The sequence below is a fragment of the Rhizobium gallicum bv. gallicum R602sp genome (assembly GCF_000816845.1).
Classification (GTDB): domain Bacteria; phylum Pseudomonadota; class Alphaproteobacteria; order Rhizobiales; family Rhizobiaceae; genus Rhizobium; species Rhizobium gallicum.
In genome coordinates this window covers 2,483,781-2,499,696 of record NZ_CP006877.1, presented here as the reverse complement: position 1 = coordinate 2,499,696, position 15,916 = coordinate 2,483,781, and the positions used below count along the sequence as shown (strand labels likewise).

The following is a 15,916-nucleotide window of genomic DNA, read 5'->3' as shown; positions in this document are numbered from 1 at the left end:
CCTTATACCCGAAATATGTCCGTTGCTTTCACAGATGAATGTGACGGAAGCAAGAAAGATCGGCGGACGTTACTAAGAATTTCTGTCCTTAGAAACGGATGCCACCCAGTTGGCCCAGTTCTTTGACGAGCCCGCAAACACATTGATGTCCGCGGGGCCCTTGATGCCGGGAATCACGCCGGTCGACGTGTACTGCCAGAAGGCCCAGCGGCGGTCGGCATAGGTAACTTCCGGGTGCGCGGCCACCGAGCGGACCCAGAAGTGATAGTCCTGGAAATAACCCTGCAGATTGTCGCGGTGGAAATCGACCGATGTATAGATGATCGGCCGCTTGCCGTAATAGGCTTCGAGGCGGTCCATGAAGCGCTGCATCTGAGCGCGCACGGTCGCCGGGTCCGGGCGGAAGCGGCAGGTCTTCGATTCGCCGTTCCACTCGACGTCCAGGACCGGGGGCAGGCGCATCGATTCGCGCGGGACGTTCTGGATAAACCAGTCGGCCTGCTCGTCGGCCGACGAGCAGAAATAATAGAAGTGATAGGGCGCATGGGGGATGCTGACGGCGCGGGCGCGCTGCCAGTATTCATTGAAGCGCGGGTCGAACCTATCCTTGCCCTCGGTCGCCTTGATGAAGGCAAAAGCGACGCCCGAAGTCTTCACCGACTGCCAATCGATGTCGCCCTGCCACTTGGAGATGTCGATGCCGTGAACCTCGTTCCGATGCGGATGCTTCGCCCCGAAATCCTGCGGGTCGGTATCCTTGAAGCGGGTCTTCGGCTTTATGGATGCGGTCTCAAGATAATCATATCCCGATGAAGTACAGCCGGCCAACATGATAGCCAATGGCAATACACAGAACAAAATCCGGCGCATAAATGTCCCGTCGTGGACCGAATGATCGACTTGCCCCACAGCTTGACCTTCGAAAGACGAGTTTCAGTAGAGGAATCCCCCTCTTTCAACATATCAACGTAAAAAATCGGTTAGTTTCAAGTGAATTGTGAAGGCCGGGCGATGATTGCTGCCCGCCAGGCATAGCCGCCGCCGATCGTCTCGAACGACAATCTCGCGTTGTTATCATGGGCTTGCGCTTCCAGCACCTCGCGCAGATCGGCGCGAGGCGTGACGTGAAATTTTGCAAGCCATGACTTCAGCACCGCCCTGAACCAGGCCGGCAGGCCCTCCTGCTGGCCAAAATCGACGATGTGCACCTGCCCGCCGGGGTTCAATGCGGCGATGGCGGCATCGACGGCGCGTTCCCAATCGGGAATCATCGAGAGCGCATAGGAAATGAGGATCCGGTCGAAGCCGCTGACACCGAAGTCCCTTGGCGTGAAAGCGGTTGCGTCGGCAACGCGAAAATCGGCAACCGCGGCCTTCGTGGCGAATGTTTTACGCGCCGAAATCAGCATTTCCTGCGAAATGTCTAGGCCATAGAGCCTCGCGCCGGAAAACAGCCGGTGTGCGAGCACCAGGTTGCGGCCGGTGCCGCAGCCGACTTCGAGCAGCGTGCCGCCCTCCGGGACCTCCAGGTTGCGGATCGTACGGTCGCGGCCGAGCAGGTAGTATTTGCGCGTCAGGTCATAGATATGGCGCTGGTAGCGATACATGCCGTCCATAAGGTTGGCATGCGTTTCAGTTTTTTCGTCCACGATGGTGCGGATTTCGGTCACGCCTTTTTTCCGTAGATGTGGAAGCCGCCGTAGATGGCCGAACGGTCGAGTGCGGTCATATCTTGGGACTTCTCCTCGAAATACTCCCATTGTTCGCGGAGCGCCGGGGAAAGACGGCCCTCGATGACGCTTTTTTCGGCCGCCGTGCGGAAGATGACGCGGGCGCCGGTGCGGGCGGTGCGGGTAATCTCCGCCCAGAGCTCGTTCAGCTGCTGGTCCGTCATCCAGTCCTGCGCGTCGAGCAGGATATAACGGTCGCGAGAGGCGGCAGGTTCCTTGGCGAGAAGCTCGGTGAAGCTTGCGTGATGGACGTTGACGCGATCGACATTTTCGCGGATCACCTCGTAGTGCTCCCGCTTCAGATAGGTCGGCAGCGGGCCTTCGTCCTCGGAGGCATACCGGCGACCAAAAGCCTGCCAGGCGAAATAGTTCTCGCTCATCGGAAAATGGCAGGCGAGCTTTTCGAGGCGATGCTTCAGCACCGGTGCGATCGACTGATCGGCGGCGAGGCTGGCAAGCTCGTCATATTGCTGCGGCGGAATGCCGAGACCGAAAAGCGAGCTCTTGCGCCCTGTAATCCAGCGTACCACCGGCTTTTCGAAGAGGGGCGCAACCTGCTCGTCGAAGAACTGGCGCTGTTCGCGGATGGAGCGGGTCTTCGTCATCTCTTTGAGATCGACGCCGTGCAGGCGGGCGAGCAGATGGGCCGCGCCGATGAAGCGGCCGAGCAGGCCGGTCTCGTAGAAATTGCGGTTGAAGACGGTGACGCGGCGGCGGCCGAACTTGCGGCCGTTCCAATAGGCGCGTGTCGTCTCATCGAGCCTGGACGACAGGAAGTGGTCGAAGGCCTGGCTGTTCGAGCGCTCATTGGGCATGGCGAGGAAGCGCACGAGGTCGATATGGTCGGGAAGATGCTTGAAGGCAGCAAGCTTCAGGCGGTTGAGCGCGATATGGTGCGGGTTGAGGTCGACCACGTCGACGGAGGCCGGCGCCTTGGAGAGATAGGCGAGCATGTTGCAGCCGCCCGAGCCGATCGTGACGATGCGGTGATGCGGCTGCAGTTCCATCGCCTGCATGTCGAGATCCGGATCCTCCCAGATCTGCGGATAGACGAGGCCGGAAAAGAGCAGGCCGAAAAGCCGTTCCGAAAAGCCGTCCTTGGAAAATGCCTTGTGGCGGAGAAGAGCGTCCTTGAGTTTCCGGTTCTTGCGGAAGCCGGTATCCGGTGCAAATTCCGTCATATGAGTCTGTCACCCTTTTTGCGTTCAGGGCGTGTAGCGCGTCCCTGCTACAGTTTGATGACGCAGACTGTGGGTATCGCTTTCCACAGGAATTGCCTGACAGGAAACGGCACTCGCGTTCTTGTGCTCTTTTTTGTGAGGAGATTTCCTGCTTCTCTGTGTTCGTGGAGGCAATGACATGCGATCTGTTCTTCGTATCGTGAAGGCACTCGCCGCGGCTTCCGTCGTCATCGTCATCGGAGGCGGGACATGGCTTTGCGTCAATCCGCCGGAGCTGTTGCGCGTGGGTGACGGATATGCGGCGAAGATCGTCTGCTCGAATGTCTTTTTGGCAGGACGCGACCCGCAAGCGGTGCTCTACGACGACGTACAGGCGCCGGGCAATCCGCTGCTGCGATTGGTGAGAGTTTCGGTCGATCGGGATCAGGGTCATGTGACGGCGCGCATTCTTGGGCTCTTCGCACCCGGATATGCGCTCTATCGGGGGGCGTTCGGCTGCACGAGCGTGCCTGACGGCAATTTCAAGGCTGCTGCCGAAGCTGTACCTTCGGATACGTCGCCGCAGATGGTTTCGGAGAACGCGGCATTATGGCCGGAAGGCGAAAGCGTTGCTGAAGCTAACGACGGAGAGATAGCGTCGCTGCTGGCAAACGACGTGCTGGCCGGTCCGCAAATGCGGGCAATGGTCGTCGTGCACAAGGACCGGATCGTGGCGGAGCGCTACGGCGAAGGCTTTAATGCGAAAACGCCTCTGCTTGGCTGGTCGATGACCAAGACAGTCAATGCGGCGCTCGTCGGGCGCGCCATGCTCGATGGAAAGTTGGATTTCGACGCGACCAACCTTTTGCCGCAGTGGAAGAATGACGAACGGTCGCAGATCAGGCTCCGGGATCTGCTGGGCATGGAAAGCGGCCTCGCTTTCAACGAGGAGTACGGCGATGTCACGGATGTGACGCGCATGCTCTATCTCGACCCCAATATGGTTTCGTTGCCCGCCAATGCGCCGTTCGAAGCAAAGCCCGGCGAACGCTTCCGTTATTCGAGCGGTACGGCGGTCCTGTTGTCGCGAATCTGGATGGATGGGGTAGGCGACCAGAAAGAGGCCTTCTCTTATCCGAGGCAGGCACTTTTCAAGCCGCTCGGCATGTCGAGCGCGGTGCTGGAGGTCGATGCCCGTGGCACCTTTGCAGGCAGTTCCTATCTCTACGCGACGGCGCGCGATTGGGCGCGTTTCGGGCAATTCCTGCTTCAGGACGGCGTCTGGAACGGTCAACGGCTGTTGCCGGAGGGGTTTGCCCGAACGATGCGAACGCCGACGCAATCGTCGGGCGGTAAATATACGCAAGGTCAGGCATGGCTCGCAGCACCCGGCGGAGATACGAGCGCCGAAGCGGGGCTGCCGGAAGATACCTTCTGGCTGGAAGGACATGATGGGCAAAGCATGGCGATCGTGCCGTCCGCCGATCTGGTCTTCGTCCGTATGGGCTTGACGCCAGGCCGCCTCGGCTACAAGCCGCAGCTCATGCTGAAAGAGCTGCTGGGCGCGCTGCCTGCCAGTTGAGCGTATGTGCAGGCGAAAGCTTAGTAGTCGCCCTGGGCAATATTCGTCATGCCTTTGCGCTTGGCATCGTAATAATAGCCTCGCGCATAAAGCCTCACGGCATCTTCTTCCTTGTTGTTGGAAACGAGCCATGCGCCGCGCAGATATTTCGCGGCATACTTGATGTTGGTTTCGGCGTCGAGAAGACCGGTGGGCGCGCCGTCATAGCCCATCGATTTGGCCGTATTGTATTTGATCTGCATCAAGCCGAAATAACCGCGCTTGTTGTAAGCCTTTGGATTATAACGGCTTTCTCGGTGTACGACGCGGTGGATCAATGTTTCGGGGACTTCGTAAAGTTTCGAATATTTGCTGATCAGCTTGCTGATAAAGCTCTTTTCCACGGTCGGCGCCGTATCAATGTCGCTGTCGCTGAACATCGGCGGCGCAGCCGGCGGGTCCATCGGACCGGACTCGTCGAAGGTGAAATCCGACATTGAACGCCGCGTGGCGCCGACGGAGGCGATGGCAGCCAGGGCGCCGCTCTGCGGCGCTGTCGCTGCAAAGGCAAGCTGGTTCGATGGCGATGCCGGAGTGCCTGGACGCGGGGTCGGCACGACCGACTGGATCGCGGTCATTTCCGGCGTCAGCGGAATCTGTGTGCCACTCGCGGTCATCGCCTGCTGCATGGCACGATCGGCGGACGTTGCCGTCGCCGGCACTGCCGTTGCGGCGGCGGTCAAAGCGGGTGTCGCCTGCGGATTGGAAGCTGCGAATGCGGTTTCGGGACGGCTGGCGCCGTCGGCGGCCGGTACGGCGGCCATCATCATCGCACCTTCGCCAGGCTTCGGGGTTGGAACGACGCTCTGCACAGCGGTCAATTCCGCCTGGGACGTGTACTCGACCGTCGAGCATCCGGCTATACCGCAGAGCATTGTCGTCACGACAAGGCCGCGTTTCAAGCCGGAAAATCCGTTCGCTACCATTCTGTCACTTTCGTGAATCGCGCCGCCCTGGCAGCATTTAAAAGTTATCGAGACCCTGAACCCTGATTTGCCATTAACCTATTCGCAGTTGCGCCGCAACCCGGCGAAAATCGTCAGGCGGCGATACGGCGATAACCGGCCGTCACGGCGCCTGCAGCGATCAATAATGTCCCGCCGGTGCGATTGACGGCGCGCTGTACGCTGGCCTTGCGGATGAGGCCGCGTGCGGCATTCGCAAGAAGTGCGTAAGTCGAAGCATTGATCGCTGCGAGAACGAGGAAGGTCAGCTCCATGATGACCATCTGTTCGAAGAAGGGCTTTGCGGGGTTGAGGAATTGCGGAACGAAGGCGACGAAAAAGACGATGCTCTTCGGATTGAGCGCCGTCACGATATAGGCGTGCAGGAAGATCTTCAGCGACTTCTCTTCCGGCAGGTTGTCGTTGTCGGCGACCGGTTCGGTGATGAGCGGCGCGCGCCAAAGCTTGATGCCTAGCCAGATGAGGTAGGCGCCGCCGATCCACTTCAGCACCGTGAAGAGCATTGCCGATGCGGCCAGAACCGCACCGAGGCCGAAGAGGGACGCCGTCATCGCCGTGAAATCGCCGAGCGCCACGCCGCTTACCGTCGCCAGCGCCGTCCTTCGTCCATGGCCAAGCGCATAGGACACGACGAGCAGGATGGTCGGCCCCGGAATGGCAAGCATGATGGCGGATGCGGCGGCAAAAGCGAGCCAGGCTTCGAGCGACATGGAATCTCCTCCTAATCCCTAGGAAACAAGCAAAGACACCATATTAGCGCTGCGTCAATCATGCTTCCTGGTATTTTTGTCCGATCGTATCCATCACTTCGGCGAACCATCTGGTCGAAAGATCGAAGGCCTTGCCGCCCTTGATGCGGGGGAACTCGATGGTACGCAATTTGCCGTCCTGTCCTTCGTCATGGCCGGTGACGCCGGAGACCTTGTTGAGGGCGCTTTCCACAGCCAGGTCCACCATGCTGTGGATGAGGCGGAGGTCGTCGGCATTGGCGGGCGCGGAGCGGGCGAAATAGCCGGATTTCTGAACCAGCGAACGCTCGGCATTGACGAGGTTGGCGAACTGCTTCTGGAACCAGCCGCCGACATTGATCGTGTCGATCTTCACATGGCCGAAGGCATCGCGTTTGATGGTCTCGCCGGCGGCTTCGCGGTCCGCGACGATGGCATCGAGGCAGGCTCCTTCAGAGACGAAGACGGTCGCATGGCCGGTCTTGTCCATGATATCCTTGAGGCGTTCGGCTTCGGCCTGCAGATCAAAAGCCATTTCGGGCAGATAGACGGCATTGATGCCTTTCAGGCCCGCATTCATCATCATCCCGTCGACATATTCGTAGTTCTTCGTACGGCTGAGATAGGCCCGGGCGGTCGCCGCCGTCAGCCAGCCGCAGTGGCGGCCCATGACCTCGTGGATGACGAGCGTGCGAGGCGCCGCACTCTGCTCGTTGCTCACATTGTCGAAGAAATGCGCACCGACTTCAGCCGCCGTCCAGGCGCCCAGAGACTGGCGGATCGGCACGACGTCGTTGTCGACCGTCTTCGGCAGGCCGACGACGGTAAGGTCGTAATTATTGGCAGCGAGATAGGCTGCGAGATCGGCAGCAGTCGTGTTGGTATCGTCGCCGCCGATGGTGTGAAGGATGGTGACGCCGTCATCGGCAAGGCGTTCGGCTGCGACGCGAAGCGGATTCTCGCCTTCCTTGACTAGGCCGCGCTTGACGCAATCGGCGGCATTGGTGAGCTTGACGCGGCTGTTGCCGATCGGCGAGCCGCCGAAGCGGTGGAGAAGCGGCGCCTTTTGGCGCATTTCCTTGTTGATCTGGATGCTGTCGCCAAGCAGCACACCCTGATAGCCGGATTTATAGGCAATGAGCTCGGCATCCGGCGCGACGTCGCTGTAGCGCTCGATGAGGCCGCCAACGGCTGAGGAAAGACAGGGAGCCAGGCCTCCGGCGGTCAGCATTGCTACTTTCTGTTTGGCCATTTTCCCTCCTTGAGTGCTTCGTGCGGGTAGTCGCATGCAGCTTACCTAACGCATGGATGCGGCAGGGAAAGAGGCCTGTAAAGCAAAGAATTTACGAAAAATGCGCGGCTTCGGCGGGCAAGGCAAGAAAGGTGGCAAGAAGGACGCATCTAATCGTTTCAAGCCCCGATTTGCTTTCTGAGACGCCCTGTGGAAAATCCCGAGGAGGCAGCGAGCATGTCCGAAAGGCATATATTGGCGCGCATGCGAATGCCGTTTCTCGCCTGATAAGAGGCGCTACAATTACCGAATTGTGAAAAGTGTTTTCAATCCTACGACCAATCGCCGCCTTGCAATGGCTATGATTATTTGATCAAGGTATTTTCATATTGCGATGCGAGAAACTTCGATGTCCTTCTGGGAAAAACTGTTGAATGCTGTTGGCAACGCTGCGGGTAACCTGCTCTCGGCGATCGTCGAGGCGATCCGCACGGTTTTCGAGGGTGATCCCGAGACCCGTCGCAAGGTCGCGTTCTCCGTTGCCATCATCGCACTTTCCGCCAAGATGGCGAAGGCCGACGGGATCGTCAGCGAGAAGGAAGTCCGGGCTTTCCGCGACATTTTCTTCTTTCCACAGGACCAGGCGAAGAACGTTGCCCGCCTCTACAATCTCGCGCGCCAGGATGTGGCCGGTTACGAGGCCTATGCTGCGAAGCTTTCCTCACTGTGCGTCAGCTGCGCCTCCAATTGCGCTGTTTTGGAAGACGTGCTCGACGGCCTCTTCCACATCGCCAAGGCGGACGGGGCGGTCCATGAGAAGGAGATGAATTTTCTCCGTCATATCGGCCAGATCTTCGAGATGAGCGAAGAACGTTTCGAGCAGATCGCGGCGCGCCATGTTTCGATCGGCCGGGACCCCTACAAGGTCCTCGGGGTTTCGCCTTCCGACGATTTCCCGACGATCCGCCGCCGCTATCACGGCCTTGTCAGCGAGAACCATCCCGACCGGCTGATTTCGCGCGGCGTGCCCAGGGAGTTCCACGCGATCGCCAACGAGCGCATGGCTGCCCTCAACGATGCCTATGCGACGATCGAGAAGGAACGCCGCGCCGCATGACCTCGTTCGAGGCCGACTATCGCAAGGCCTGCGTGCAGCCGTCGCCGAACCATGGCGAGCGTGCGGACGGGCGCAAACCGGATATGATCATCCTTCATTACACGGGCATGCCGACGCCGGGCTCGGCGCTCGATTGGCTCTGTCGCGAGGAGAGCCAGGTCTCCTGCCACTATTTCGTCCACGAGAACGGCGATGTCGTTCAGCTCGTTGCGGAGGCGCGTCGGGCGTGGCATGCCGGCAAGGGCAGCTGGCATGGCGAGGGAGATATCAATTCCCGATCCATCGGCATCGAAATTGTCAATGCCGGGCATCCGGGCGGCCTACCGGACTTCCCTGAAGAGCAGATTGCGGCGGTGATCGAATTGTGTCGTGATTGCGGCAAACGTTGGTCGATCGCACCGGAAAGGGTGCTCGCGCACTCGGACGTTGCACCGATTCGCAAGGTCGATCCGGGCGAGAAATTTCCGTGGGCAAAATTGCATCACGCAGGGGTAGGACACTGGGTCGAACCGGCGCCGATCACCGGCGGGCGCTTCTTCCAGCGGGGTGACTGCGGCCAACCGGTGGAAGCCTTGCAGTCGATGCTCTCGCTTTACGGTTATGCCACGGAAATCACAGGTGAATTCTCCGAAAAGACGGCGGGCGACGTGGAGGCCTTCCAGCGTCATTTCCGCCAGGAGCGCGTCGACGGCATTGCCGACTTTTCGACGATCGACACGCTACACCGGCTGCTCTCTGCGCTGCCGCGTTATTCATGACGTCTGTGTGACGCTCAAGCAACGTTTTTTGCGCAAACGACCTTGAATGCTGCACTGCCACATCATTTCCCTATTATCTCCTCATTGCGATGGTCTAACCCCGGTCGCTGAACGGCGCTCGCGGCTGTTTTTGTGTGTAGCTGCGGGAGTCAAAATGAAACGATAAGAATTGCTGCGGAACGTTGCCAGTCCTTGGCACGTGGAACCGGAAGACGGCGAGGCGCGCAGTCTGGTAATTCTTTGGGTCGGAGTAACTAGACTACATGAGACATTTGATTATTGGTGCAGCGGCATGCGCAAGCCTGCTGCTGGCAGGGTACGGCTGCGCGTTTGCTGGCGATGCAGGTAATAAAAACAATGACGGCAACGAGAAAACCCAGACGGTCCTTTTCAAGACCGTCGACCGCCAAAGCGGTTATGCAATGCCGGATTTCACAGCGAATAAATATTCCGTTCTAATTGCCAAATACGCCGAGCAATATGACGTGCCTGTCGAGCTTGCCCACGCCGTCGTCCGGGTCGAGAGCAATTTCAACCCGAAGGCACGCGGCAGCGCAGGCGAGATCGGCCTCATGCAGATAAAGCCGGCAACGGCGCGCATGATGGGTTATTCGGGAACGAAGAAAGGGCTCTTTGATCCGGAAACGAACATCAAATATGGGATGAAATATCTCGCGGCTGCCCACGAACTCGGCGGCGGGCAGACCTGCAACACCATCCTCAAATACAATGCCGGCCACGGCGCACGGAAGATGAACCCGATCTCAAAGGCCTATTGCGGCAAAGTGCTCACTCTTATGTCAAGCGCGGCGCAAACCTCGATTTAAGAATATGAATCGCGTCGGCCGCCGTGCTATTTGACCTCGAAGCGAGGTGAGGTATGGCGGCTGATTTCAAATATATCGTCGTCGGCCGCGGCATGATGGGTGCGGCGGCGGCGAAGCATCTGGCGAGACAGACGGACGGCGTTGCCGTGATCGGTCCGGACGAACCGGAAAATCGCAAGGCGCATCAGGGTGTTTTCGCCAGCCATTACGATGAGGGCCGCATCACCCGGACCGTCGATCCGGATCGCGATTGGGCGCTGCTCGCCAATCGTTCCATCGCCCGCTATGCTGAGATCGAAGCAGAGAGCGGCATCACGTTCTACACCGAAGCGGGTTGCGCCTTCGTGGCGCCGGCGCAGAGCGATTATATCGTCAGCACGATCAAAGCCGCTGCATCGATTGGTGTCGAAACGAAGCTGCTCGACGAGGCGAGCCTCAGAGCAGCGTTTCCTTTCTTTGCCCTACCGGGCGGCTGCGAGGGCGTATTCCAGGTAAAGGGTGCCGGCCATATCAGTCCGCGCAAACTGGTGAAGGCGCAGTCGATCATTGCGGAAAAGGCGGGTGCAACAGTCGTTCGCGACTCTGTGACGGCGATCCGCGAGGCGGGCGGGCTTGCGGCTGTCGAGACCTCGCGCGGCAAGGTCTACTCGGCGGAAAAAGTGCTGCTTGCGGCAGGCGGTTTTTCCATTGGCGAGAATCTGTTGCCTCAATCGGTTGATATGTCGGTTCATGGGCGGACGGTCACGCTGTTCGAAGTGAGCGAGGCGCAGGCCGCACAGTTTGCCGCCATGCCGTCCTTGATCGTCGAGGCGCCGGAAACCGACATCTATCTGCTGCCTCCGATCCGCTATCCTGACTTGAAATTCTATCTCAAGATCGGCGGCGACCCCAATGACTACCTACTGAAGACCGAGAAGGATTTGCGTGCCTGGTTCCGGAGCGACGGCCGGCCGGCGGTGCGCGACCATCTCATGGCGATTGCCCGCCGTCTTGTTCCGGATCTGCGGCCGCTTTCCGTTTCGACGGCGGCCTGCGCCGTCTCGCATACGAAGAGCCGTTATCCGATGATCGGCTATACTTCGTCTCCACGGTTTGCGGTGCTGACCGGCTGCGCCGGCACTTCGGCGAAGAGTTCCGACGAGATCGGCCGTCTTGGGGCTGAGGTGTTGTTTAAGGGTGAAATCGGGGATCAGGGCTACGCTACGGATTTCAAACCTTCTTTCCGGTAATGTGATCCGTATATTTCCAGTGGCAATTGGCGGCACTCTCGGCTATTTGAGCTCTGCCAGTTGGCCGGGCAGCCGCGCTTTACCAATGTCGAAAGGCGGTAAGGTGAGGAAAGTCCGGGCTCCACGGAAATACGGTGCCGGATAACGTCCGGCGAGGGCGACCTCAGGGAAAGTGCCACAGAAAGCAAACCGCCTGCGCTTGCGCAGGTAAGGGTGAAAGGGTGGGGTAAGAGCCCACCGCGTCTCCGGCAACGGCGACGGCACGGTAAACCCCACCGGGAGCAAGACCGAATAGGGATGACGTGGCGGGCGAAAGCCCGTCGGCCGGTTTCCGGGTCAGTCATCCGGGTGGGTTGCGTGAGGCAGCGTGCAAGCGCTGTCCCAGAGGAATGGCTGCCACGTTCCGGTTTCGGCCGGAGCCATACAGAACCCGGCTTACAGGCCAACTGGCGATTACCTTCTGTGGCGTCGGATTTCGGGGCGCCGATCCGTAATCCTCTGATTGTTCGCGATTTTTGCGCATGCGGCGCATGTGCAGTCGTGCGGTTTCCTTTTCTCATCGATGCTTTCTGGGGCGAGCGGAAGTGTCGATCCTAACCCTTTGTTAAACTTAACAGCTTATAAATTTTCGATACTGCGCTCATCGCGAGACGGGCGTTTCCCATTGACGCCCATATGGTCCCATGCTATCCCATAAATGCACTGCACGAGGGCAATCAAACGCCCATCAATCGCAAAGCCAAGGCGTCTTCCTTTCCGGAGGCGCCGGATGGATTTTCGTTCATCCGGCTGGCGAAGCTGTGTCTGAATTTGAGGGTTTTGGGCATCAGTATTCTGCCCGGGCTCTTTCGGGAACGGATGTTTCGTGTCATGAGCCGCTTCCTTTCGAGTGCGACCAACCGGATCGATTCCAAGGGCAGGGTTTCCGTGCCTGCGGCCTTTCGCTCCGTTCTGGCGCAGCGCAACGTCCAGGAGCTCTATTGCTTTCAGGACTTTGTGTTTCCGGCGATCAGCGTCGGCGGCCCGGATCTTCTCGAAAGGTTCGAGCGGCAGATAGCTGCGGAGGATCCGTTTTCGCCGGATGCGAACGAGATGTCGCTTCTTATTCATGGGGGCGGGGTCTTCATGAAGCTCGACGCCGAGGGGCGGCTGATGGTCACGGACTTCATCCGCGACTTTACCGGCATCTCGGACGAGGTGGCCTTCGTCGGTCGGGCGGACCATTTTCAGATCTGGCAGCCGCAGGCATTCCAGGCGGCCCAGATACAGGCACGAGGGGAGCGCAGGCTGGCGGGCAGGCGCTCCGGATAGAACGAGGGTACGGAATGGCGGCGAATCCTGGCGGAGGTTCAACTGATGCCGGTGGCGGACCGGTTCGCCACATTCCGGTTCTTCTTGCCGAAGTGCTTTCAGCACTTCAGCCGGCTTCCGGCAAAATAATTCTCGATGGAACCTTTGGTGCCGGTGGCTACACATCGGCCATCCTCGATGCCGGCGCCGATGTGATCGCGCTGGATCGGGATCCGACGGCAATTGCGGCCGGGCAGGACATGGTTGCAGCCTATGGTGGCCGCCTGAAGCTCACGCATTCGCAGTTTTCCAGCCTGGCCGATCATGCGCCTGAGAGTGGACTCGACGGCGTCGTGCTCGATATTGGTGTTTCCTCGATGCAGATCGATGAGGCTGCGCGCGGTTTCTCCTTCCAGAAGAGCGGTCCGCTCGACATGCGCATGTCTGCTTCCGGCGTTTCTGCCGCCGACGTCGTCAATCGCGCAAAGGTCGCCGAACTCATCCGCATCTTCCATTTCCTCGGTGAAGAAGATCAGGCGCCGCGTATCGCGCATGCCATCGAGAAGCGCCGGGCCGAAAAGCCGTTCGAAACGACGCGCGATCTCGCCGGGCTCATCGAGGTGGTGACGCCGCGCAAGATGAAGGACAAGATTCATCCGGCGACCCGCGTTTTCCAGGCGCTTCGCATCTTCGTCAACGACGAGCTTGGCGAGCTCGGTCAGGCGCTCTTTGCCGCCGAGCGCGTCTTGAAGCCCGGCGGCCGTCTCGTGGTCGTCACCTTCCATTCGCTGGAAGACCGTATCGTCAAGAAATTCTTCTCCGACCGCGCGGGCAAAGCTTCAGGCTCGCGCCATCTGCCGATCGCCCACGAGCGTGCGGCGACCTTCGAACCAATCGGTAAATCCATGATTGCTGCAGGCAAGGCTGAAGCTGAGGCCAATCCGCGGGCGCGTTCGGCCAAGCTGCGGGCCGGCACGCGTACCAATGCGCCGGCCGAAGCTGGGGATATCTCGATCTTCGGATTGCCCAGTCTTGCCAGCCTCGAAAAGCTTGGGGGTTGATATGCTGAGAACGCTCGACTTTGTGCTCATCTGTGTCATGACGGCAGCGGCCACCGTGACCTATACAATCAAGCACCGCGCAGAATTGAAGCTCGAAGAGGTTCATCGCCTCGAAGCCGAGATCAAGCTCGAAAAGGATACGATCGATCTGCTCAAGGCCGATTGGGCGCTGCAATCGCAGCCGAACCGGCTGGAGCGGCTGGTGAATACCTATAATGGCGAACTGAAGTTGCAGCCGACGGACTCCACCGCGCTCGTCCATATGCGCGAATTGCCGATGTTGAAATCGCAGGTCCCGGTTCCGGAAATCACCGAGGCGAAGAACGGCCAGAAGCCTGGTGCAAGCGCAGGTAGGGCCGTTGCTGCCAAGGCCCAGCCGGTTCCCACTCCGGCACCGCGGGCGGAAGAAGAGGATCTGATGTCAACGGGATCTGTGGAGTAGCCATGTCGTTTCTCTCTCGCATCATGGTCCTGAAAAGCCAGGCGCATTTCTCCTCCGGTGTCTACAACCGCTTTGGTGGCCCCTCGGGCAGCTTGCCGCTTGAAGGTTCGCGCAAGAAAAAGTCCGGTCAGGCCAAAAGCCGCGTCGGCCTGCTGATCCTCGGGTTCACCGCGCTTTACGGCGTCATCGGCGGCCGCCTGGTCGAATATGGGATGAAGGATCCGGAAGTCGTTTCCAGCATTCTGCCACCGGACCGCCTGATGGCGTCGCGGCCCGACATCCTCGATCGCAACGGCGAAGTGCTGGCGACCGACATCCGCACGGTTTCCCTTTTTGCCGAGCCCAACAAGATCGTCGATGCCGATGAGGCAATCGAGAAGCTTGCGACGGTCCTGCCCGATCTCGACGTGAGGGGCACTTACAAGAAGCTCTCGGTCAAGAGTTCGCATTTCGCGTGGCTTCGCCGCCAGTTGACCCCGAAGCAGCAGAGCCAGATTCTGGCGCTCGGCATTCCCGGTATCGGTTTCCGTCCGGAAAAGCGTCGCTTCTACCCGGGTGGTCCGACGGCCTCGCATATTCTCGGTTACGTCAACATCGACAACCGCGGCGTCGCGGGCATGGAAAAATACATCGACGACCAGGGCCTTGCCGACCTGGCATCGGTGGGAATGACCAGCGATCAACCGCTCGAGCCGGTCAAGCTCTCGATCGACCTGCGCGTCCAGAACATCGTGCGCGACGTCGTGATAAACGCGGTCACCAACTACGAAGCCAAGGGCGCGGGCGCGGTCGTCCTTAATATTCATACCGGCGAAGTGCTCGGCATGGCCTCAGCGCCGGACTTCGACCCGAACAATCCGGAAGAGGGCGCCAAGGAAGGCTGGCTGAACCGCATGTCGAACGGCACGTTCGAAATGGGCTCGACCTTCAAGACCTTCAGCACGGCCATGGCGCTCGACAGCGGCAAGGTCAGCATTAACGACAGCTTCGATGCGAGCCGCCCGATCCGCATCGGCGGCTTTACGATCAACGATTTCCACGGTCAGCGCCGCTGGCTGACCGTGCCGGAAATCTTTGAATATTCGTCGAACATCGGAACGGCGAAGATGATCGATATCGTCGGCATGGACCTGCAGAAGGACTATCTGACGCGCTTTGGGCTGCTGACGAAGATGCGGACGGAACTACCGGAAGTGAAGATGCCGAGCCAGCCGAAGGTCTGGAAGAAGATTAACTCGATCACGATCTCTTTCGGCCATGGCGTCTCGACGACACCGCTGCAGACGGCCGTTGCCGGCGCAGCCCTCGTCAACGGCGGCAAGCTCATCGAGCCGACCTTCCTGCCGCGTACCCGTGACCAGGCAGACGAGACGGCCGAGGTCGTCGTCAAGAAGAGCACCAGCGACGAAATCCGCTATCTGTTCAAGCTGAACGGCCTCAAAGGTTCGGGACGCAACGCCGACGTGCCGGGCTTCAACGTTGGCGGCAAGACGGGCACGGCCGACAAGGTCGTCAACGGCCGCTACGCGAATGACTTGAACTTCAACGCTTTCATCGCGGCGTTCCCGATCGATAATCCACAATATGTCGTGCTGACCTTCTGCGACGAACCACATAACGGCGAAAAGGGCCAGAACATCGCTGCCTACACGGCTGCGCCGATGGTCAAGAACATCATCCGGCGTGCCGCACCCATCCTCGGTATCGAACCGCAGTTTGGCCAAGACGGATCGGCCTTGCTGGTGTCTTATTGAGTG

At 59.5% G+C, this 15,916-nt stretch carries 15 protein-coding genes and 1 other RNA gene; 10 read left to right on the top strand and 6 right to left on the bottom strand.

Annotated features, from left to right (window positions below; translation table 11 throughout):
• Nucleotides 1-72: 72 nt before the first annotated feature.
• From RGR602_RS12440 to RGR602_RS12430, 3 genes are all read right to left on the bottom strand, one after another.
• Nucleotides 73-870 (bottom strand): glycoside hydrolase family 25 protein, encoded by a 798-nt coding sequence (locus RGR602_RS12440; protein ID WP_039845367.1) that lies wholly within the window; start codon nucleotides 868-870, stop codon nucleotides 73-75.
• 116 nt (nucleotides 871-986) lie between these two features.
• Nucleotides 987-1,616 carry a class I SAM-dependent methyltransferase gene (locus tag RGR602_RS12435; RefSeq protein ID WP_170250334.1) on the bottom strand — a complete coding sequence of 210 codons (630 nt, stop codon included), beginning with the start codon at nucleotides 1,614-1,616 and terminating at the stop codon, nucleotides 987-989.
• A 50-nt stretch (nucleotides 1,617-1,666) separates the two neighbouring features.
• Nucleotides 1,667-2,911, bottom strand: coding sequence for a DUF3419 family protein (locus tag RGR602_RS12430; RefSeq protein WP_039845365.1), 1,245 nt, complete (start codon nucleotides 2,909-2,911; stop codon nucleotides 1,667-1,669).
• A gap of 178 nt (nucleotides 2,912-3,089) precedes the next feature.
• On the opposite strand from RGR602_RS12430, the gene RGR602_RS12425 reads away from it, so the two are divergent.
• Entirely contained in the window at nucleotides 3,090-4,472 is a 1,383-nt protein-coding gene (locus tag RGR602_RS12425) for a serine hydrolase domain-containing protein (protein ID WP_039845364.1), read from the top strand.
• Between the two features lie 20 nt (nucleotides 4,473-4,492).
• On the opposite strand, the gene RGR602_RS12420 is transcribed toward RGR602_RS12425, so the two are convergent.
• From RGR602_RS12420 to RGR602_RS12410, 3 genes are all read right to left on the bottom strand, one after another.
• Nucleotides 4,493-5,437, bottom strand: coding sequence for a lytic transglycosylase domain-containing protein (locus RGR602_RS12420; RefSeq protein WP_039845363.1), 945 nt, complete (start codon nucleotides 5,435-5,437; stop codon nucleotides 4,493-4,495).
• A gap of 113 nt (nucleotides 5,438-5,550) precedes the next feature.
• Nucleotides 5,551-6,186, bottom strand: a complete 636-nt coding sequence (locus RGR602_RS12415; RefSeq protein ID WP_039845362.1) for a LysE family translocator — start codon at nucleotides 6,184-6,186, stop codon at nucleotides 5,551-5,553.
• 58 nt (nucleotides 6,187-6,244) lie between these two features.
• Nucleotides 6,245-7,456, bottom strand: a complete 1,212-nt coding sequence (locus tag RGR602_RS12410) for a pyrophosphate--fructose-6-phosphate 1-phosphotransferase (protein WP_039845361.1) — start codon at nucleotides 7,454-7,456, stop codon at nucleotides 6,245-6,247.
• A gap of 388 nt (nucleotides 7,457-7,844) precedes the next feature.
• On the opposite strand from RGR602_RS12410, the gene RGR602_RS12405 reads away from it, so the two are divergent.
• From RGR602_RS12405 to RGR602_RS12370, 9 genes are all read left to right on the top strand, one after another.
• On the top strand, nucleotides 7,845-8,552 hold the full coding sequence (locus tag RGR602_RS12405; RefSeq protein WP_039845360.1) for a J domain-containing protein: 708 nt from the start codon (nucleotides 7,845-7,847) through the stop codon (nucleotides 8,550-8,552).
• Nucleotides 8,549-9,310, top strand: coding sequence for an N-acetylmuramoyl-L-alanine amidase (locus RGR602_RS12400; RefSeq protein ID WP_039845359.1), 762 nt, complete (start codon nucleotides 8,549-8,551; stop codon nucleotides 9,308-9,310). The genes RGR602_RS12405 and RGR602_RS12400 overlap by 4 nt, the downstream gene beginning before the upstream one ends.
• A 263-nt stretch (nucleotides 9,311-9,573) precedes the next feature.
• Entirely contained in the window at nucleotides 9,574-10,137 is a 564-nt protein-coding gene (locus RGR602_RS12395; protein ID WP_039845358.1) for a lytic transglycosylase domain-containing protein, read from the top strand.
• A gap of 53 nt (nucleotides 10,138-10,190) precedes the next feature.
• Nucleotides 10,191-11,366, top strand: a complete 1,176-nt coding sequence (locus tag RGR602_RS12390) for an NAD(P)/FAD-dependent oxidoreductase (protein ID WP_039845357.1) — start codon at nucleotides 10,191-10,193, stop codon at nucleotides 11,364-11,366.
• Between the two features lie 56 nt (nucleotides 11,367-11,422).
• An RNA gene (rnpB, locus tag RGR602_RS34945) (RNase P RNA component class A) lies at nucleotides 11,423-11,820 on the top strand.
• Between the two features lie 416 nt (nucleotides 11,821-12,236).
• On the top strand, nucleotides 12,237-12,677 hold the full coding sequence (gene mraZ / locus RGR602_RS12385; RefSeq protein WP_039846834.1) for a division/cell wall cluster transcriptional repressor MraZ: 441 nt from the start codon (nucleotides 12,237-12,239) through the stop codon (nucleotides 12,675-12,677).
• Nucleotides 12,678-12,691: 14 nt separating this feature from the next.
• Entirely contained in the window at nucleotides 12,692-13,717 is a 1,026-nt protein-coding gene (gene rsmH / locus RGR602_RS12380; protein WP_039845356.1) for a 16S rRNA (cytosine(1402)-N(4))-methyltransferase RsmH, read from the top strand.
• Nucleotide 13,718: 1 nt separating this feature from the next.
• Nucleotides 13,719-14,159 (top strand): cell division protein FtsL, encoded by a 441-nt coding sequence (ftsL, locus tag RGR602_RS12375; RefSeq protein ID WP_039845355.1) that lies wholly within the window; start codon nucleotides 13,719-13,721, stop codon nucleotides 14,157-14,159.
• Nucleotides 14,160-14,161: 2 nt separating this feature from the next.
• The gene (locus tag RGR602_RS12370; protein ID WP_039845354.1) at nucleotides 14,162-15,913 is read left to right on the top strand and encodes a peptidoglycan D,D-transpeptidase FtsI family protein; all 1,752 of its coding nucleotides are present in this window, start codon (nucleotides 14,162-14,164) and stop codon (nucleotides 15,911-15,913) included.
• Nucleotides 15,914-15,916 lie beyond the last annotated feature (3 nt).